Source organism: Streptomyces sp. NPDC057137 (assembly GCF_042670825.1).
In the GTDB taxonomy this organism is placed as follows: Bacteria; Actinomycetota; Actinomycetes; order Streptomycetales; family Streptomycetaceae; genus Streptomyces.
Map to the genome: position 1 here is coordinate 77,940 of NZ_JBHUUW010000028.1, position 16,383 is coordinate 94,322.

General features: G+C 72.2%; 15 protein-coding genes. 8 read left to right on the top strand and 7 right to left on the bottom strand.

Going from position 1 to position 16,383, the window contains the following annotated elements:
* The first annotated feature begins 10 nt into the window (after positions 1 to 10).
* On the top strand, positions 11 to 1,297 hold the full coding sequence (locus ACFT9I_RS22305; RefSeq protein WP_382566696.1) for a family 16 glycosylhydrolase: 1,287 nt from the start codon (positions 11 to 13) through the stop codon (positions 1,295 to 1,297).
* A 126-nt stretch (positions 1,298 to 1,423) separates the two neighbouring features.
* Here the strand turns inward: ACFT9I_RS22305 and hutI are convergent, their stop codons facing one another.
* The 4 genes from hutI to hutU form a co-directional block, all read right to left on the bottom strand.
* Positions 1,424 to 2,644 (bottom strand): imidazolonepropionase, encoded by a 1,221-nt coding sequence (gene hutI, locus ACFT9I_RS22310; protein ID WP_382566736.1) that lies wholly within the window; start codon positions 2,642 to 2,644, stop codon positions 1,424 to 1,426.
* Between the two features lie 44 nt (positions 2,645 to 2,688).
* Positions 2,689 to 4,083, bottom strand: coding sequence for a formimidoylglutamate deiminase (locus ACFT9I_RS22315; RefSeq protein WP_382566698.1), 1,395 nt, complete (start codon positions 4,081 to 4,083; stop codon positions 2,689 to 2,691).
* The gene (locus ACFT9I_RS22320) at positions 4,074 to 5,264 is read right to left on the bottom strand and encodes an allantoate amidohydrolase (RefSeq protein WP_382566700.1); all 1,191 of its coding nucleotides are present in this window, start codon (positions 5,262 to 5,264) and stop codon (positions 4,074 to 4,076) included. Before ACFT9I_RS22320 ends, ACFT9I_RS22315 begins: the two co-directional genes overlap by 10 nt.
* 275 nt (positions 5,265 to 5,539) lie before the next feature.
* Positions 5,540 to 7,213 carry a urocanate hydratase gene (gene hutU / locus ACFT9I_RS22325; RefSeq protein ID WP_382566701.1) on the bottom strand — a complete coding sequence of 558 codons (1,674 nt, stop codon included), beginning with the start codon at positions 7,211 to 7,213 and terminating at the stop codon, positions 5,540 to 5,542.
* A 116-nt stretch (positions 7,214 to 7,329) separates the two neighbouring features.
* On the opposite strand from hutU, the gene ACFT9I_RS22330 reads away from it, so the two are divergent.
* From ACFT9I_RS22330 to ACFT9I_RS22355, 6 genes are all read left to right on the top strand, one after another.
* Entirely contained in the window at positions 7,330 to 8,787 is a 1,458-nt protein-coding gene (locus ACFT9I_RS22330; protein WP_382566703.1) for a diaminopimelate decarboxylase, read from the top strand.
* Between the two features lie 74 nt (positions 8,788 to 8,861).
* Positions 8,862 to 10,262, top strand: coding sequence for an APC family permease (locus ACFT9I_RS22335; RefSeq protein WP_382566705.1), 1,401 nt, complete (start codon positions 8,862 to 8,864; stop codon positions 10,260 to 10,262).
* A gap of 200 nt (positions 10,263 to 10,462) precedes the next feature.
* Positions 10,463 to 10,846: a hypothetical protein gene (locus tag ACFT9I_RS22340; RefSeq protein WP_382566707.1), complete on the top strand. Its 384-nt coding sequence runs from the start codon at positions 10,463 to 10,465 to the stop codon at positions 10,844 to 10,846.
* Complete coding sequence (locus tag ACFT9I_RS22345; protein ID WP_382566708.1) at positions 10,843 to 11,658, top strand: transcriptional regulator; 816 nt, start codon at positions 10,843 to 10,845, stop codon at positions 11,656 to 11,658. The genes ACFT9I_RS22340 and ACFT9I_RS22345 overlap by 4 nt, the downstream gene beginning before the upstream one ends.
* Positions 11,655 to 12,137, top strand: coding sequence for a roadblock/LC7 domain-containing protein (locus ACFT9I_RS22350; protein WP_382566709.1), 483 nt, complete (start codon positions 11,655 to 11,657; stop codon positions 12,135 to 12,137). The genes ACFT9I_RS22345 and ACFT9I_RS22350 overlap by 4 nt, the downstream gene beginning before the upstream one ends.
* Before the next feature lie 63 nt (positions 12,138 to 12,200).
* Positions 12,201 to 12,575 carry a hypothetical protein gene (locus ACFT9I_RS22355; RefSeq protein WP_382566711.1) on the top strand — a complete coding sequence of 125 codons (375 nt, stop codon included), beginning with the start codon at positions 12,201 to 12,203 and terminating at the stop codon, positions 12,573 to 12,575.
* Here the strand turns inward: ACFT9I_RS22355 and ACFT9I_RS22360 are convergent.
* From ACFT9I_RS22360 to ACFT9I_RS22370, 3 genes are all read right to left on the bottom strand, one after another.
* Positions 12,544 to 13,191 carry a hypothetical protein gene (locus ACFT9I_RS22360; RefSeq protein ID WP_382566713.1) on the bottom strand — a complete coding sequence of 216 codons (648 nt, stop codon included), beginning with the start codon at positions 13,189 to 13,191 and terminating at the stop codon, positions 12,544 to 12,546. The genes ACFT9I_RS22355 and ACFT9I_RS22360 overlap by 32 nt on opposite strands.
* A gap of 117 nt (positions 13,192 to 13,308) precedes the next feature.
* A complete protein-coding gene (locus ACFT9I_RS22365) occupies positions 13,309 to 14,145 on the bottom strand; it encodes a MurR/RpiR family transcriptional regulator (RefSeq protein ID WP_382566715.1) in 837 nt (278 codons plus the stop codon).
* Positions 14,142 to 15,719: an aromatic amino acid ammonia-lyase gene (locus tag ACFT9I_RS22370; RefSeq protein ID WP_382566716.1), complete on the bottom strand. Its 1,578-nt coding sequence runs from the start codon at positions 15,717 to 15,719 to the stop codon at positions 14,142 to 14,144. The genes ACFT9I_RS22365 and ACFT9I_RS22370 overlap by 4 nt, the downstream gene beginning before the upstream one ends.
* A gap of 187 nt (positions 15,720 to 15,906) precedes the next feature.
* On the opposite strand from ACFT9I_RS22370, the gene ACFT9I_RS22375 reads away from it, so the two are divergent.
* A complete protein-coding gene (locus ACFT9I_RS22375; RefSeq protein WP_382566717.1) occupies positions 15,907 to 16,329 on the top strand; it encodes a hypothetical protein in 423 nt (140 codons plus the stop codon).
* Positions 16,330 to 16,383: the final 54 nt, after the last annotated feature.

Consider the following 16,383-nt stretch of genomic DNA (forward strand, 5'->3'; position numbering starts at 1 on the left):
GTGATGACCTGTGCGAACCCCCCTGCGGCGTCGTGTGACGCTGTACGCCATGGCCCTTCTCACCTGTACGAGCCTGGCCACGGCCGTGCCCGCCGGAGCGGCCACGCCCTCCCCCGAGCCCCGTATCAGTGCCGCGAGCGACACCAACGGCACGAAGGCGGCCAAGGCCGTGACGTTCGACGAGAACTTCGACGGTCCCGCCGGATCGGCGGTCAACGGCAGTAGATGGCAGATCGAGACCGGCGACAACGTCAACAACCACGAGCGGCAGTTCTACACGGCGGGCAACAACAACGCCGCCCTCGACGGCCAGGGCAATCTCGTCATCACCGCCCGCAAGGACAACCCCGGCAACTACCAGTGCTGGTACGGGCGTTGCGAGTACACCTCCGCCCGGCTCAACACGGCCGGCAAGTTCACCGCGCAGTACGGCCGCGTCGAGGCCCGGATGAAGATCCCGCGCGGGCAGGGCATGTGGCCCGCGTTCTGGATGCTCGGCGACAACATGGGCCAGGTCGGCTGGCCCAACAGCGGCGAGATCGACATCATGGAGAACGTCGGCTTCGAGCCCAACACCGTGCACGGCACGCTCCACGGCCCCGGCTACTCGGGCTCGGGCGGCATCGGCGCCGGCTACAGCCTCCCCGGCGGCCAGGCCTTCGCCGACGCCTTCCACACCTTCGCGATCGACTGGTCGCCCAACTCCATCCGCTGGTCGGTCGACGGCAACGTCTTCCAGACCCGTACGCCCGCCGATCTGGGCGGCCGGGAATGGGTGTTCAACAAGCCGTTCTTCCTGATCCTCAACCTCGCCGTGGGCGGCTACTGGCCCGGCGACCCCAACAGCAGCACGCCCTTCCCGAGCACGCTGACGGTCGACTACGTGCGGGTCACGACCGACGGCGGCGGAGGCACCGGCGGCTCGATCACCGGTGTCGGCGGCAAGTGCCTGGACGTGGCGTCGGCAAGTTCCGCCAACGGCACGCCTGTTCAGCTCTACGACTGCAACGGCTCGGCCGCGCAGCAGTGGAGCAGGGGCGCCAACGACTCGCTGCGGGCGCTCGGCAAGTGCCTGGACGTGAAGGACAACAGCACCGCCGACGGCGCGCAGCTCCAGCTCTGGGACTGCGCCGGCTCGGGTAATCAACGCTGGGCGGTGTCGGGTGCGAACGATGTCGTGAACATCCAGGCGAACAAGTGCCTGGACGTGACCGGCGGTGCGTCGGTCAACGGGGCACGGGCCCAGATCTGGACGTGTACGGGCGCGGCCAACCAGAAGTGGTCGGTGAACGCGTAACACCGTCGCACTGTCCGTTCACGGACCCCGGCGGCGCGGCAAGTCCCTTGCCCGCCGCCGGGGTTCGTCGTTCTCCGGGCCCGTGTCCGTGTCCGTGTCCGTGTCCGGGTCCGTGTCCGGGCCCGTTCAGTGGCGGCGTACGCCGGAGCGCCAGACGCCCCACGTCAGCGGGACCCCCGGCCGGTAGGCGAGATGGACATGGCTCGGGGCGTCGAGCAGGACGAGGTCGGCGCGGGCGCCGGGCGTGAGGCGTCCGACGTCCGTACGGCGCAGAGCGGCCGCGCCGCCCGCCGTGGCCGACCAGATCGCCTCGTCGGGCGTCATCCCCATGTCGCGTACGGCGAGCGCGATGCAGAACGCCATCGACGAGGTGAAGGACGAGCCGGGGTTGCAGTCGGTGGACAGCGCTACGGTGGCGCCCGCGTCCAACAGGCGCCGTGCGTCCGGCCATGCGGCGCGGGTGGAGAACTCGGCGCCGGGCAGCAGCGTCGCGACCGTGCGCGAGTGGGCGAGCGCGTCGACGTCCGCGTCGGTGAGATGGGTGCAGTGGTCGGCGGAGGCGGGGTCCCCGAGGACGGCGGGGTGGGCGCCGGGGGCGGTACACCACAGGGTTGCGGTGTCGCGGGGGTGGTGGGCCTTGGCCTGCCCGGCGGTGAGGATCGCGCGCGCCTGGTCGCCGTCGAAGGCGCCCTTCTCGCAGAAGACGTCGACCCAACGGGCGTACGGGGCACAGGCGTCGAGCATGTCGCCGGTGACGAGGTCGACATAGGCGGCGGGGTCGTCGGCGAGTTCGGGCGCGACGATATGGGCCCCGAGGTAGGTGACCTCGTCGGTGTGCCGGGACGCGACGCGCAGCGCGCGTGCCTCGTCGGCGACGGTGAGGCCGTAGCCGGACTTGGTCTCCTGGGTGGTGGTGCCCTGGCGGAGTCCTTCCGCGAGGTACTTCGCGACGTTGGCGCTCAGCTCGGCGTCGGTGGCGGCGCGGGTCGCGGCGACGGTGGTGCGGATGCCGCCGGCGGAGTAGGGGCGGCCCGACATGCGGGCGTTGAACTCCTGGGTGCGGTCGCCCGTGAAGACGAGGTGGGAGTGGGAGTCGACGAAGCCGGGGACGGCGGCCCGGCCGCCGGCGTCGACCGCGTTGTCAGTGGCGGGTGCTTTGCTTGATTCACCGACCCAGACGACGCGGTCGCCGCCGATGACGACGGCCGCGTCCTGGATCAGACCGATGGGGGATCCGTCACCGAGGGAGGGGTCGTTGGTGACCAGAGCGGCGATGTTGGTGATGGCGGTGGTGCGGGCGCTGTGGGGCGTGTTCGTGGGCGCGGGGGTGTTCGTGGCCACGTTCATGGGTGCGGGCGGGTTCGTGGGCGTCATCGTGGGGGCGCTCTCCTTCAGCCGCGTACGGCCGCGATCGACCGGGCGAGGGCCCCGGGCACGTCGGGGATCAGGGTGTGCGCACCGTCGCGTACGAGATGGCGACCGCCCACGATCGTGTGCCGCACGTCCGCGGCCGTCGCGGCGAATACGGCGATCTCGGCGCCCAGCCTGGGCACCTGCCCCACTGTTCTGACGGAGTCCAGGGCGATCGTGACGAGGTCGGCGAGCGCGCCCCGCTCGATCCGGCCCGCATCGGGCCTGCCGAGGGCCGCGTGGCCGTCGGCCGTGGCGGCGGTGATGAGCGCGGCGGCCGTCCAGTGACCGCGGGTGCGGGAGCGCAGCCGCTCGTTGAGTTCCAGGGCGCGGGCCTCTTCGAGGATGTCGATCACGGCGTGGCTGTCGCTGCCGAGGGACAGGGGCGAGCCCGCGTGCTGGAGCTGCGCGGCGGGGCCGATGCCGTCGGCGAGGTCGCGTTCGGTGGTGGGGCACATGCAGGTGCCGGTGCGGGTGGAGCCGAGCAGGGCGATGTCGTCGTCGGTGAGATGGGTGCTGTGGACGGCGGTGGTGCGGGGGCCGAGGACGCCGTGGTCGGCGAGGAGACGGGTGGGGGTGCGGTCGTGGGTGGCGAGGCAGGCGTCGTTCTCGGCGGTCTGTTCGGAGAGATGGACATGGAGCGGGGCCTGCCTGGCCTCGGCCCATTCGGCGATGGTCGAAAGCTGCTCGGCGGGCACGGCGCGTACGGAGTGGATGGCGGCGCCGATACGTACGTGGTCGTCGCCCTTGCCGCCCTTGCCGTCCCCGCCGTCCTTGGCGTAGCGGTCCGCGAGGTCGGACACGCGTTCCGCCCAGGCGTGCGCGGTGCCGTCGGAGAAGCGGACCTGGTGGCGGTCCGGGGGCTTGCCGCCGCGGCGCTTGGAGATGCCGGAGGAGAGATAGGCGGTGTCCAGGAGGGTGATCCGGATCCCGGCGTCGTCGGCGGCGGCGATCAGCGCCTCGCCCATCGCGTTGGGATTGTCGTAGGGCGTTCCGCCAGGCGCGTGGTGCATGTAGTGGAACTCACCGACGGAGGTGATGCCGGCCAGCGCCATCTCGGCGTACACCGCGCGGGCGAGCGCGTGGTAGTTGTCCGGGGTGAGGCGGGCGGCGGCCCGGTACATCATCTCGCGCCAGGTCCAGAAGGTGCCGGAGCCGACCTGGACCTTGCCGCGCAGCGCGCGGTGGAAGGCGTGCGAGTGGGTGTTGGCCAGGCCGGGGAGTGTGAGCCCGCGCAGGGCCGTGGCGCCGGGCGGTGGGGTGTCGTCCCCGATGCGGACGTCGGTGATGCGGCCGTCGGCGACCGTCACGGTCACACCCGGTTCGACGTGGGTGTCGAGCCAGGCGTGCTCCAGCCAGTACGTGGTCACGTGCACGCCAGCCCTTCCAGTACGTCGGCGAGTGCGAGGACCCCGGCCACACAGTCGTCCTCGGCCGCGAATTCGGCCGGGGAGTGCGAGACGCCGGTGGGGTTCCGTACGAACAGCATGGCGGTCGGAATGGATCCGGACAAAATACCCGCGTCGTGCCCGGCGCCCGTGCCGAGCACGGGGAGCCGGCCGCCGAGGATCCGGCCGACCTCGTCACGCAGGCCGTGGGCGAACTCGACGACGGGCGTGAAGGACTCCCGTACGACCCGCAGGTCGATGCCCGCGCGCTCGGCGTGCTCGTGGGCCGCCGCCTCGATCGCGGTGACGACGGTGTCCAGGGTGGTCTGGTCGGCGGCGCGGGAGTCGAGCCAGCCGCGTACGAGAGAGGGGATGGCGTTGACGCCGTTGGGTTCGACGGCGACCTTGCCGAAGGTGGCGAGCGCACCGGCGAGTGCCGCCTCGCGGCGTGCGGCGAGGACGGTCTCGGCGTAGGTGAGCATCGGGTCGCGGCGGTCGGCGAGTCGGGTGGTGCCCGCGTGGTTGGCCTCGCCGTGGAAGTCGAAGCGCCAGCGGCCGTGCGGCCAGATGGAGGAGGCGATACCGACGGGGTCACCGGTCAGGTCGAGCGCGCGCCCCTGCTCGACGTGCAGCTCGACGAACGCGCCGATCCGGGCGAGGCGTTCGGGGTCGGGCCCGATGGCGTCGGGGTCGTACCCGGCCGCCTCCATGGCGCGCGGCAGCGGGACGCCGTCCCCGTCGCGCAGGGCGTGCGCCTGCTCGACGCCGAGCTGCCCGGCCGTGAGCCGGGACCCGACACAGGCGAGCCCGAACCGGGCGCCCTCCTCGTCACCGAAGTTGGTGACGGCGACGGGCCGGGTGAACTCCGCTCCCCTGCGGCGGAGTTCGTCGAGCGCGGCGAAGGAGGACACCACACCGAGCGGCCCGTCGAAGGCGCCACCGTCGGGCACGGAGTCCAGATGCGACCCGACAACGACGGCGTCCCCGGCGCCCGGGTCCCCGGCCCACCCCCACTGATTGCCGTTGCGGTCACGCTCGTACACCAGCCCCCGCGCCTCGACCTGCGCACGGAACCAGTCCCGGCACTCCCGATCGGCGCCACTCCAGGCGTAGCGCCGGTACCCACGGGTACCGGGGTCCCGCCCGATGGGCGCGAGGTCCCGCCACATCTCATGAAAGGAGACCGCACCGGGGGCACCCGACCCGACACCCGGCGTCGTCCACGTCCCCGCCCGGGCCCCGGGCCGCCCGACGGCGTCGCCGCCCCCGGCGGGGGCCACGCCCGAAGGCGGCGTGGCCGACCCGGCCGGCTCCCGCGCGCCGTCGTCCCCACCTGGCGCGGCGGCGGGGGTCCGCCCCGACGCACCACCCGCGCCCGGGGCCGACCCCGTGCCGGTCCGGGACGGGGTTGCGTCTCGTCGGCCTTCCGGGCCGGAGGCCGTCGTCACTCGCCCTCCCGCATCGGGATGCGGACGTCGCGTTCCGTGGCGATCCTGTCCGCGATGTCGTAGCCCGCGTCGACGTGGCGGATGACGCCCATGCCCGGGTCGTTCGTCAGGACGCGGCGGATCTTCTCGGCCGCCAGTTCCGTGCCGTCGGCGACCGTCACCTGGCCGGCGTGGATCGAGCGGCCCATGCCGACTCCGCCGCCGTGGTGGATGGAGACCCAGGTCGCGCCGGAGGCGACGTTCACCATGGCGTTCAGCAGTGGCCAGTCCGCGATCGCGTCCGAGCCGTCGAGCATCGCCTCGGTCTCGCGGTACGGGGACGCGACCGAGCCGGCGTCCAGGTGGTCGCGGCCGATGACGACCGGCGCGGCGAGTTCACCGCTCGCGACCATGTCGTTGAAGCGCTCGCCGGCCTTGTCGCGCTCGCCGTAGCCGAGCCAGCAGATACGCGCGGGCAGGCCCTGGAAGCGGACGCGTTCGCCGGCCATCCTGATCCAGCGGTGCAAGGACGCGTTGTGGGCGGACTCGTCCTCGGGGAACAGCTCCAGGATCGCCTTGTCCGTCTTGTGGATGTCCGACGCCTCACCGGACAGCGCCGCCCATCGGAACGGGCCCCTGCCCTCGCAGAACAGCGGCCTGATGTATGCCGGTACGAATCCGGGGAACGCGAACGCCCGCTCGTAGCCGGCCAGTTGAGCCTCGCCACGGATCGAGTTGCCGTAGTCGAAGACCTCCGCGCCCGCGTCCATGAAGCCGACCATCGCCTCCACGTGCCGCGCCATCGACTCGCGGGCGCGCAGCGTGAAGTCGGCCGGCTTCTCGGCGGCGTACGACGCCATGTCGTCGAAGTCGACACCGAGCGGCAGATACGCCAGCGGGTCGTGCGCCGACGTCTGGTCGGTGACGATGTCGATCGGCGCGCCCTCGGCGAGCATCCGGGGCAGCAGCTCCGCCGCGTTGCCGAGCAGCCCGATCGACAGGGGCCGGCGCGCGTCACGGGCCTCGGTGGCGAGCTGGAGCGCGTGCTCCAGGGAGTCGGCCCGCACGTCCAGGAAGCGGTGCTCGATCCGCCGGTCGATCGCGCGCGGGTCGCAGTCGATACAGATCGCGACGCCGTCGTTCATGGTCACGGCCAGCGGCTGCGCGCCGCCCATCCCGCCGAGCCCGGCGGTGAGCGTGATCGTCCCGGCGAGCGTGCCGCCGAACCTCTTGGCGGCGACGGCGGCGAACGTCTCGTACGTGCCCTGGAGGATGCCCTGCGTGCCGATGTAGATCCAGGAGCCGGCGGTCATCTGGCCGTACATGGTGAGGCCGAGCTGCTCCAGGCGGCGGAACTCCTCCCAGTTGGCCCAGTCGCCGACCAGGTTGGAGTTGGCGATCAGTACGCGCGGCGCCCACTCGTGGGTCTGCATCACGCCCACCGGCCGGCCGGACTGGACGAGCATCGTCTCGTCCTGCTTGAGCGTGCGCAGCGTGCGCGTCATCGCGTCGAACGAGCGCCAGTCGCGTGCCGCCTTGCCCGTGCCGCCGTAGACGACGAGCTGGTCGGGGTGTTCGGCGACCTCGGGGTCGAGGTTGTTCTGGAGCATGCGGAGGGCGGCTTCCTGCTGCCATCCCAGGGCGCTCAGTTCCGTACCGCGCGGTGCCCGTACGGGTCGGGGTCCTGACATGGCGGGTGCCTCCTCCGTCACTGCTCCACTGTTGGTCGATCTATTCACATCCTCGCCGGGTGAATAGATGTAGTCAACAGTGGAGTAACCGGCGGCCGGATGATTGGCTGACACGCATGGTCGAGCAAGCAAGAGCCGAGGAAGAAGCAGGAGCCGAGGAGGAAGCAGGAGCCGCGGAAGCAGGAGCCGCGGAAGCAGGACAGGACAACAGCGTCGCCGTCAGGCGCGATCTCGCCGTACGGGCCGCCGTCGAGCAGGGACTGCTCACCGAGGCCGACCCCGTCGTCGCCCTTCTCGACGTGGCCGGGATCCGCGCCTCCGCCGCCGCGCTGCACGCCGCGTTCGCCGCCGTCACCGCCCCGGACACCCGCGTACTGCACGCCTTCGCCGTGAAGGCCGCGCCCCTCGTACCCGTCCTGCGCCTGCTGGACGCCGAGCGCGTCGGCGCCGAGGTCGCGAGCCCCGGCGAGCTGGGCCTCGCGCGCGCCGCCGGGATCCCGCCCGACCGCACCGTCCTCGACTCCCCCGCGAAGACACCGGCCGAGCTGCGCGACGCCCTGACCTCCGGTATCGCGGTCAACGCCGACAACCCGCAGGAGCTGACCCGGCTCGACGCCCTCCTGCACGCGGCCCCCACCCGCTCCCCGATCGGGCTACGGGTCAACCCGCAGACCGGCGGCGGCTCCATCGGCGCCCTGTCCACGGCGACGGCGACGTCAAAGTTCGGCGTCGCGCTGCGCGACGAAGGCGCCCGCGCCTGGGTCGTACGGGCCTACCTGGACCGGCCCTGGCTGACCCGGCTGCACACCCACTCCGGCTCCCAGGGCGTGCCGCTCGCCCTCATGGCGGAGGGCGTCCGGACGGTCCACGAACTGGCCGAGGAGATCAACGCGGCGGCCGGCCGGCAGCAGATCGACACCATCGACATCGGCGGCGGCCTCCCGGTCAACTTCTCCTCCGACGAGGAGACCCCCACCTACGCCGAGTACGCCCGGCTGCTGAAGTCCACCGTCCCCGGCCTGTTCGACGGCCGCTACGGGCTCGTCACCGAGTTCGGCCGCTCGCTGCTCGCCAAGCACGGCACGGTCCTGGCCCGGGTCGAGTACGCCAAGTCCGCCGGCGGCCGCCCCATCGCCGTGACCCACGCGGGCGTGCAGATCGCCACCCGTACCGTCTACGACCCCGAGTCGTGGCCGCTGCGCATCGCCGCGTACGACGCCGACGGCCGGCCCAAGAAGGGCCCGGCCGTCGTCCAGGACGTCGCGGGCCCGGCGTGCTTCGCGGGCGACGTCCTGGCCACGGGCCGGCCCCTGCCGCTGCTGGAGCAGGGCGACCTCGTCGCGGCGCTGGACACCGGCGCGTACTACTTCGCCAACCACTACGCGTACAACAGCCTTGCCCGGCCGGGCGTTTACGGCTTCACGGCGGCGACGACGGCGACGGCGACAGGGACAGGGACAGGGGCGGGGAAAGCGAGCAGCGTGCGGTTCGCCACCGTACGGGCCCCCCAGACCGTGGCGGAGATCGTCGCCGAGTCGGGCGGCGGGCACCCGGACGCGCTCGTACGGGACTGACGACGGCACGGCAGGAATCAGCCCCGCCGTACCGGGCAGAACACTCCCCACCATCGAACGGGGGAGGTCATCTCATGCCCGCGTCCCAAACACCGACAGCGGCGGACACACCGGGACCGTCCGGCGACACACCCGAACTCAAACGCGCCCTCGGCCCCAAACTGCTGATCCTCTTCGTCATCGGCGACATCCTGGGCACCGGCATCTACGCCACCACCGGCCAGGTCGCGGGCAGGGTCGGCGGCGCGCTCTGGGTGCCGTTCGCGATCGGCTTCCTCGTCGCGATCCTGACGGCCGCCTCGTACGTGGAACTCGTCGGCAAGTACCCGAAGGCCGCCGGTGCCGCGCTCTACACCCAGAAGGCGTTCAAGGTCCCGTTCCTGACCTTCATCATCGCCTTCATGGTGATGTGCTCGGGCCTGTCGTCGGCGAGCGCCGCGGCCCGCGCGTTCAGCGGTGACTACCTGGCCGAGTTCACCGACGCGATCCCGCCGACCCTGGTCGCGATCCTGTTCGTCGTCGCGCTCGCCGCGCTGAATCTGCGCGGCGTCTCGGAGTCCGTGAAGACCAACGTGGTACTGACGATCATCGAGTTGAGCGGTCTGGCGATCATCCTCGGCATCGGCGCGTACGCGGTCCTGACCGGCGACGGCGAGCCGTCGCGGCTCACCGACTTCGAGGCGAGCGGCACCGGCTTCTCCCTGATGACGGGCGTGCTCGGCGCGACAGCACTCGCGTTCTTCGCCTTCGTCGGCTTCGAGGACTCCGTCAACATGGCGGAGGAGACCAAGGATCCGAGCCGGACCTTCCCGCGCGCGATCTTCATCGGCGTCGCGATCACCGGCACGATCTACATCCTGGTCGCCCTCGTCTCCTCCCTCCTGGTGGACTACCGGACCCTGGAGGGCTCCAGCGGCCCGCTGTTGGAGGTCGTGAAGGCCGGCGGCGTCGACTTCCCACCGAAACTCTTCGCCCTGATCGCGCTGTTCGCCGTCACCAACTCCGCGCTGATCAACATCATGATGGCCTCGCGGCTCTGCTACGGCATGGCCAACGAACGCATCCTGCCCAAGGCCATGGGCCGGGTGCTCCCCACGCGCCGTACCCCGGTCGTAGGCATCGTCTTCGTGTCGGTGCTCGCCATCGGGCTGGTGTCGACGGGCGAGATCCAGGGGCTCGGCGACACCACGGCGTTCCTGCTGCTGTGTGTGTTCTTCGTGGTCAACGTCGCCGCGCTCGTACTGCGCCGCGACCCGGTCGGGCACCGGCACTTCCGTGCGCCGACGATCGTGCCCGTGCTGGGCGCGATCACCGCGCTGATCCTGGCCAGTCCGCTCGCCGACCGCGCCGCCGACGTCTACATACGGGCAGGGGTGCTGCTGGCGATCGGGATCGCGCTGTGGGCGGTCAACAAGCTGGTGCTGAAGGCGCGTTCGGAGGAGCACGTGAAGACCGGTGGTGACGTGACGAAGTAGCACACGGCACGAGACCGAACGGGACGGCACGGGGCGACCACGGGACCGCTCCGGGCCGTTCCGTGCGCCGACCCTATCCCCGTGGGGCATGTTCCGTTGGAAATTGCCCGAAATCCCTTCCCCCGTACGTACGTTGCGTAATCTCGCCGTCACTGCCGCACGACGGTGCCTACGCACGACCGGCTGGGAGGGAAGTCCGCGTGCCCGGAATCGACGCTTGTCTGCACGAGATCATGGCCCTGCCCGGTGCCCGCGGAGCGGCGATCGTCGACTGGACCAGCGGTCTCGCGCTCGGTACGGCGGGCGAGTCGCCGAACGGTGACCACGAGACGACCGCGACCGAGACCGCCGAACTGGCGCGGGCCGCCGCCGAGTACGAGGCGTTCGAGGCGGGCGACGGCAAGGGCCCGCCCGTCGAGGACCTGATCGTCACCACCCGTACCGGCTACCACGTCCTGCGTTTCGTCGAGACGACCTTCGACAGCAGCGTCTTCCTCCATCTGTGGCTCGACCGCGACACCGGGAATCTCGCGCTCGCCCGGCTCCGGCTCCAACAGCTCGCCGAACGGCTGGTACTCGCATGAACGCCGACACGGCGGCTCCCGTCACCCCGCCCGTCTCCTCCGTCTCTCCCGTCTCTCCCATGCTCGTCCGGCTGGCGGACGAACGCGCCACCGGCGCCCTCCTGCGCGACCACGGCACGCTCTATCTCTCCGAAGGCCGCGTCGTGCACGCCGAGAGCCCCGCCGCGCCCGGCATCGACATCCTGCTGACCACCGGCGGCCGGCTGCCGCGCGACGGCTGGCAGCGGGCGGTCGACGAGGCCGGGGCGCGCCGCGAGGTCGGGAGCTTCCTCGTCGACAGCGGCCGAATAGGCGGCGGCGAACTCGAGATCTGCCATCTCGGCGCGCTGTACGACGCCGCGTTCTTCGCGCTGGCGCCGGGCAGCGGCCCCACCCGGTTCCGGTACGGCGTCGCGCACTGGATCGGCCCGGTGCGCCCCGTATCGGCGGCGGCCGTCGAACGCGAGACGCTGCGCCGCCGTGAACTGCTCGACCAGGTCTGGCCGTACGCCGCGGTCGACACCTCGCCGGTGGTGCCCCGCGCGCCCGCCCCCGGCCAGTCGGTCACCCGCCGCCAGCGCGCGCTGCTGGAGCGGGCCGACGGCGTACGGACCCCGGCGGCCATCGCCTGGGCCCTGGGCCGCCCCGCGTTCCACACCCTCCTGGAGGTACGGCGACTGGCGGCGGCCGGGCTGGTCGACACGCCTCCCGAACCGCCGCCGGACGCCCCACCGACCCGGCCGGCCCTGCCCGCCTGGGTCGCCGACGTCTCCGCCGACCCCGACATCGCCCTGCTCCGCAGGCTCCGTGACGCCTTGGAGGCAAGCCTGTGAGACGCGCCCTGCGACCGAGCGGCGAGAGAAGACAGCTGACGACGGCGGAGGCCGAAGTCCTCGGGGAGCTACGGCGGCTGCGTGCCCGTATCCCCCTGCTGACCGGTGCGCTGGCCGCGAGCACGGACGGCCTCGTCCTCGCCGAGGAGATCTCGGGCGCGGGGACGGACGGGGAAACGGACCCGGGAGCGGCCGGAGTAACGGGCATCGAGCCCGAGGGCATCGCCGCCCTGACCGCCGCCGCGCTCGGCGTCTCCCTGCGGCTGACCGACAGCACGGGCCGGGGCGGTTTCCGCGAACTGCTCATCAGGGGCGAGCACGGCTATGTGGCGACGTACGCCGCCGGCGGCTCCGCCGTCCTCACCGTGCTCGCCGAGCCACGGATCAATGTCGGCCGGCTCCATCTGGAGGCCCGCCGGTCCGGCGCCCGGATCGGCGAACTCGTGGACGGCGCCCTCGAACGACCGGAGAACGTCTGACCCATGACCTCAAGCAGAACACCCGCCCGAGCGACCCAGAGACGAAAAGGAAGTGCGACGTTCATGGCCAACACCGAAGCGGCCCTCAAAGAAGCCACCACCTCCATCGAGGGCGCCATCGGGGCCGCCCTCGTCGACTACAGCAGCGGCATGGCCCTCGGCACCCTGGGCGGCGGCAAGGACCTCGATCTGACGGTCGCCGCCGCCGGGAACACCGACGTGGTGCGGGCCAAGGTGCGCACGATGGAGATGCTGGGCCTCAAGGAGGAGATCGAGGACATCCTGATCACCCTCGGCAGCCAGTACCACCTGATCCGGCTGCTCAAGGGCCGGGGCAACAACGGTCTGTTCCTCTATGTGGCGCTGGACAAGCAGCGGGCGAATCTGGCGATGGCCAGACACCAGCTCAAGAAGATCGAGAACGAACTGGAGGTGTGACGGGAGTCCGTTCCCGCTCGGCCCGCTTGACCCGCTTGGCCCGCTTCTCGCGGGGACGCCGCGCCCCACCGGGTACGGCGTCCCCGGCCTCGACCCCGGTCGTACGGAAGCCCTTGACCTTCTTGCCGACGGGGCTGCCCCGCCCGGCCCAGTCGGTACGGACCCAGAGCAGTTCCTCGCCCGCGCGCTCACCTCGGCCCAGCAGCACGGCCTTGAGCCACAGCCCGAGACCGGCGCCCGCGAGTGCCGCGCCACCGGCGATCGGTACGGCGAACGAGGCGCCCGCCGCCACGACGAACGCGCCCACCAGCCACCACACATGGGCCCGCCGCCAGACCCGCAGCGTCACCGCCCGGTCCTGGAGGTAGTCGAACTTCCCCGCGCGCGAGGCGGCTTCGGCCCAGCCGCCGTACCGCCGTCGCCGTACGAGCGCGACGGCCGCCGCGCTCAGGACGAACAGCGCCACCCCGACGTACAACCCGACCCGGCGGCCGGTCAGTCCGGGGATGAGCACCCCGATGGCGGCGGCCAGCACCCCCAGCCACCACATCGGGGCCGCACCGGCCCTCACGATCACCGTCACCCGCGCCAGCGACTGCTGCCCTCCGCGCCCCACGGCCGCCTCCTCTTCAGATTCACCGATTCACCGAGGTTTTGGCGGGCAGATTAATGCGGTTTCCTGAGCTTTTCCTGAGAACGCCGAAGCTGAAGGGCTCTATTCGACGAAGAGGCGCTATTCGACGAACAGCCCCCGGGCCGCCGCCCGCCCGTCGAAGTCCTCCAGGCGTGCCTGCGCGTCCGGCAGGTCGTCGCACATGGCCTCCAGCAGTACCCGCCCCAGGAGCATCGGCGCGCACGCCGTGTCGAAGGCGAGGCCCGTGCCGACGGCCGCCGGGATCAGCAGGTCGCTGTGGGCGGCGACGGGCGCGAAGGCCGAGTCGGCGACCGTGACCACGAACAGCCCGGCCGCGCGCGCGTAGTCCAGCGCCTCCACGACCTCCTTGGGATGGCGCGGCAGCGCGAAGCAGAGCAACGCGCTCGCGCCCGCGCGCCGCGCCGCGTCGACCCGGTCGGCGAGCATCGTGCCGCCCTCGTCCAGGAGCCGGATGTCGGGGTGGACCTTGGCGGCGAAGTAGGCGAATCCCTTGGCCTGGGCGGACGCGGCGCGCAGGCCGAGGACGGGCAGCGGGGTGGAGGCGGCCAGTACGCGGCCCGCCCGCTCGACCGGGCCCGGGTCGGCGAGCAGGTCGGCCAGCTGACGCAGATTCTCCAACTCGGCGTGCACGGCCTGCTGGTACTCGTTGTACTCGGACGTGCCCGCGTCCTGGTCGGCGGGCGCGACGTCCCGCAGGTGCTTGCGCAGCGCCGGGTAGCCGTCGAAGCCGAGCGCGACGGCGAATCGCGTCACCGAGGGCTGGCTGACCCCGGCGAGTTCCGCCAGCTCGACGCTGGAGAGGAAAGGCGCGTCGGCGGCCCGGCGCACCATGCTGTGCGCGATACGCCGCTGGGTGGGCGTGAGCCGGTGGCCCTCGAAGAGCTGCTGGAGCCGGGCGGCCGGACTGTCGCTCACGCGATCCCCCTGGTGGTGCCTGTCATGCCGGTCATGGCCGCCCCGCTCATGTCGTCCGCCGTGGAGGCGAGTTGGTCGAGCAGCCGCGCCGCCGCCGTCACATCGTCCGTCAGTGGCCGGTCGGCGACCTCCGCGTCCAGTACGGACTCGGCCAGGGCGAAGGCTCTGCCGACGGGCAGTCCGGCCTCGGGCCTGAGGTCCCGCTGGCGCAACGCCCGTACGGCGGCGACGAGTTCGCAGCCGACGACGAGACGGTACGCCTCGCACGCCCGCAGCGTCTGGCGTGCGGCCAGCGAGGCGAAGCTGGCCTGCTCCTCCACGCCACGGGACAGTACCGCGTGGCCGAGCGAGGCCGGCGCCGAGAACGCGCGCAGGTCGCCGAGGGCGGCCCCGGCCGCGTACTCCAGGATCATCACCCCGGAACTCGCGGGCTCCGCGTCGGCGAGGAAGGGCCGCAGCCGGGTGAAGCCGGGCTCGTTCAGCGCGGAGAGCCGGGAGGTGGACAGCCGCGCGGTCTGGACGACGGCGAGCCGGAAGTGGTCCAGTGCGAGGGCGAGTTGGGCGAGGTAGAAACCGCCGTGGTGGTACGCGGCGGGGGCCAGGTCGTCGTCCGAGCCGGGACAGATCAGCGGGTTCTCGGCGGCGGAGTTGATCTCGACGGCGAGCGCGCGCTCCAGCGCGTCGGCGGCGTCCCGCGCCGGCCCGTGGACCTGCGGTACGCAGCGGAAGCCGTACGGGTCCTGGATACGGCCGAGCGGCGGGGTGGGGCGCTCGGGGGCGCCGAGTATGTGCCGCATCCGGGTGGCGACGGCGTACGAGCCGGGGTGCGGGCGCGCGGCGTGGACCGGTTCGGCGTACGCCTCGTAACTGCCGTCCACGGCGAGCAGCGAGAGCGCGGCGACGAGTTCGGTGGCGGCGATGAGTCGGCCCAACTCGTCGAGCGCGAGGGCGGCCTGACCGAGCGTCAGGGCATTGCTGCTGATGAGGGCGAGGGCGTCGTTGTTGTCGAGGGCCTGCGCCTCGGGCGGCCGGCCGCCCTGCCAGGGGTGTTCGCCGACGAGGGCGAGGCCCAGCTGGGAGAGGGCGGCGATGTCACCGGTGCCGACCGAGCCGAACTCGTTGACGACCGGGTGCGCGCCGGCGGTCAGGGCGTCGCAGAGCGCGGTGACGACGGTGGGCCGCAGTCCGGCGCCACCGGCGAGAAGCTGGTTGGCCCGCACGGCGAGCATGGCGCGGACCTCGCGGGCGGGCAGCGGATGACCGATGGCCCCGGCGTGACTGCGCAGCAGCCGCAGCCCGTGATCGGCGGCGGTGTCGGAGGGCACGGCCTCGGTTCGGTTCGCGCCGACGCCGGTGGAGCGCCCGTAGACCCGCCCGGAGGCGGCGAGTTCACGCGCGGTGTGCCAGGACTGCTCGACCCGCTTCATCCCGTCGGTCCCGGGCACGGGCCGCGCGGTCCCGTCGGCCAGCCGGACGATGTCGGCGACGGGGAGGCTCTGGCCGTCGAGGACGACGAGGGCGGGGCGCGAGGAGGCCGGCACTGGGCGTACGGGGGCGACACGACCGTCCGGCATGAGGGACACCACCCTTCGAGGCATTGACAAACTATTCAGTCAACGAGAACTCTGCATGACTATATGCAGCCCCGGCAAGGAGCGCGCGGGCACCGGGTACGCCGGGCGTCCCCTGAGGTACCCCGCAGGCAAAGAGGGGGGATAGCCCCACTGTTCCGGCGGCCTCCGGCTTCGTACCGTTGTCGGCATGGAAGCCCGCGACCCTGAGCTCACGAAGGAGCTCGACGCCACCCTGCAGGCCCGCCGTGAGCTGGGGCCCGAGTACGAGTCCGCGCTCATCGAGTCGTTCCTGGAGAAGCTCGATCAGCGCCTCGACAGCACGACCGACCGTCGTGTCCGGCGTCAGCTCGCCGAACAGCAGATGGTCGTCGCCCGCGGCGCCCGCCCGCCCAGCAGCGGGGAGTCGTTCGCCGAGCGCTACGGCTTCGCCGTCGTCTCGCTGGTGCTGGCCATCCCGCTCTCCGCGATTGCCGTGGTGCAGGCCGACTTCGCCGGGCTCTGCGTGGCCTGGCTCGGCATCGTCGGGGTGAATGCGGCACACGCGGCCGGCGGTGTGCCCTGGGCCCGCCGGCGGACGCGGCCGAAGCAGTCGTCCGACTGGGAGGACTAGGTCCTGTCCGGCGGATCTTCGGGCGCACAGCGGCGCTGCCGGTCCACCGGGGGG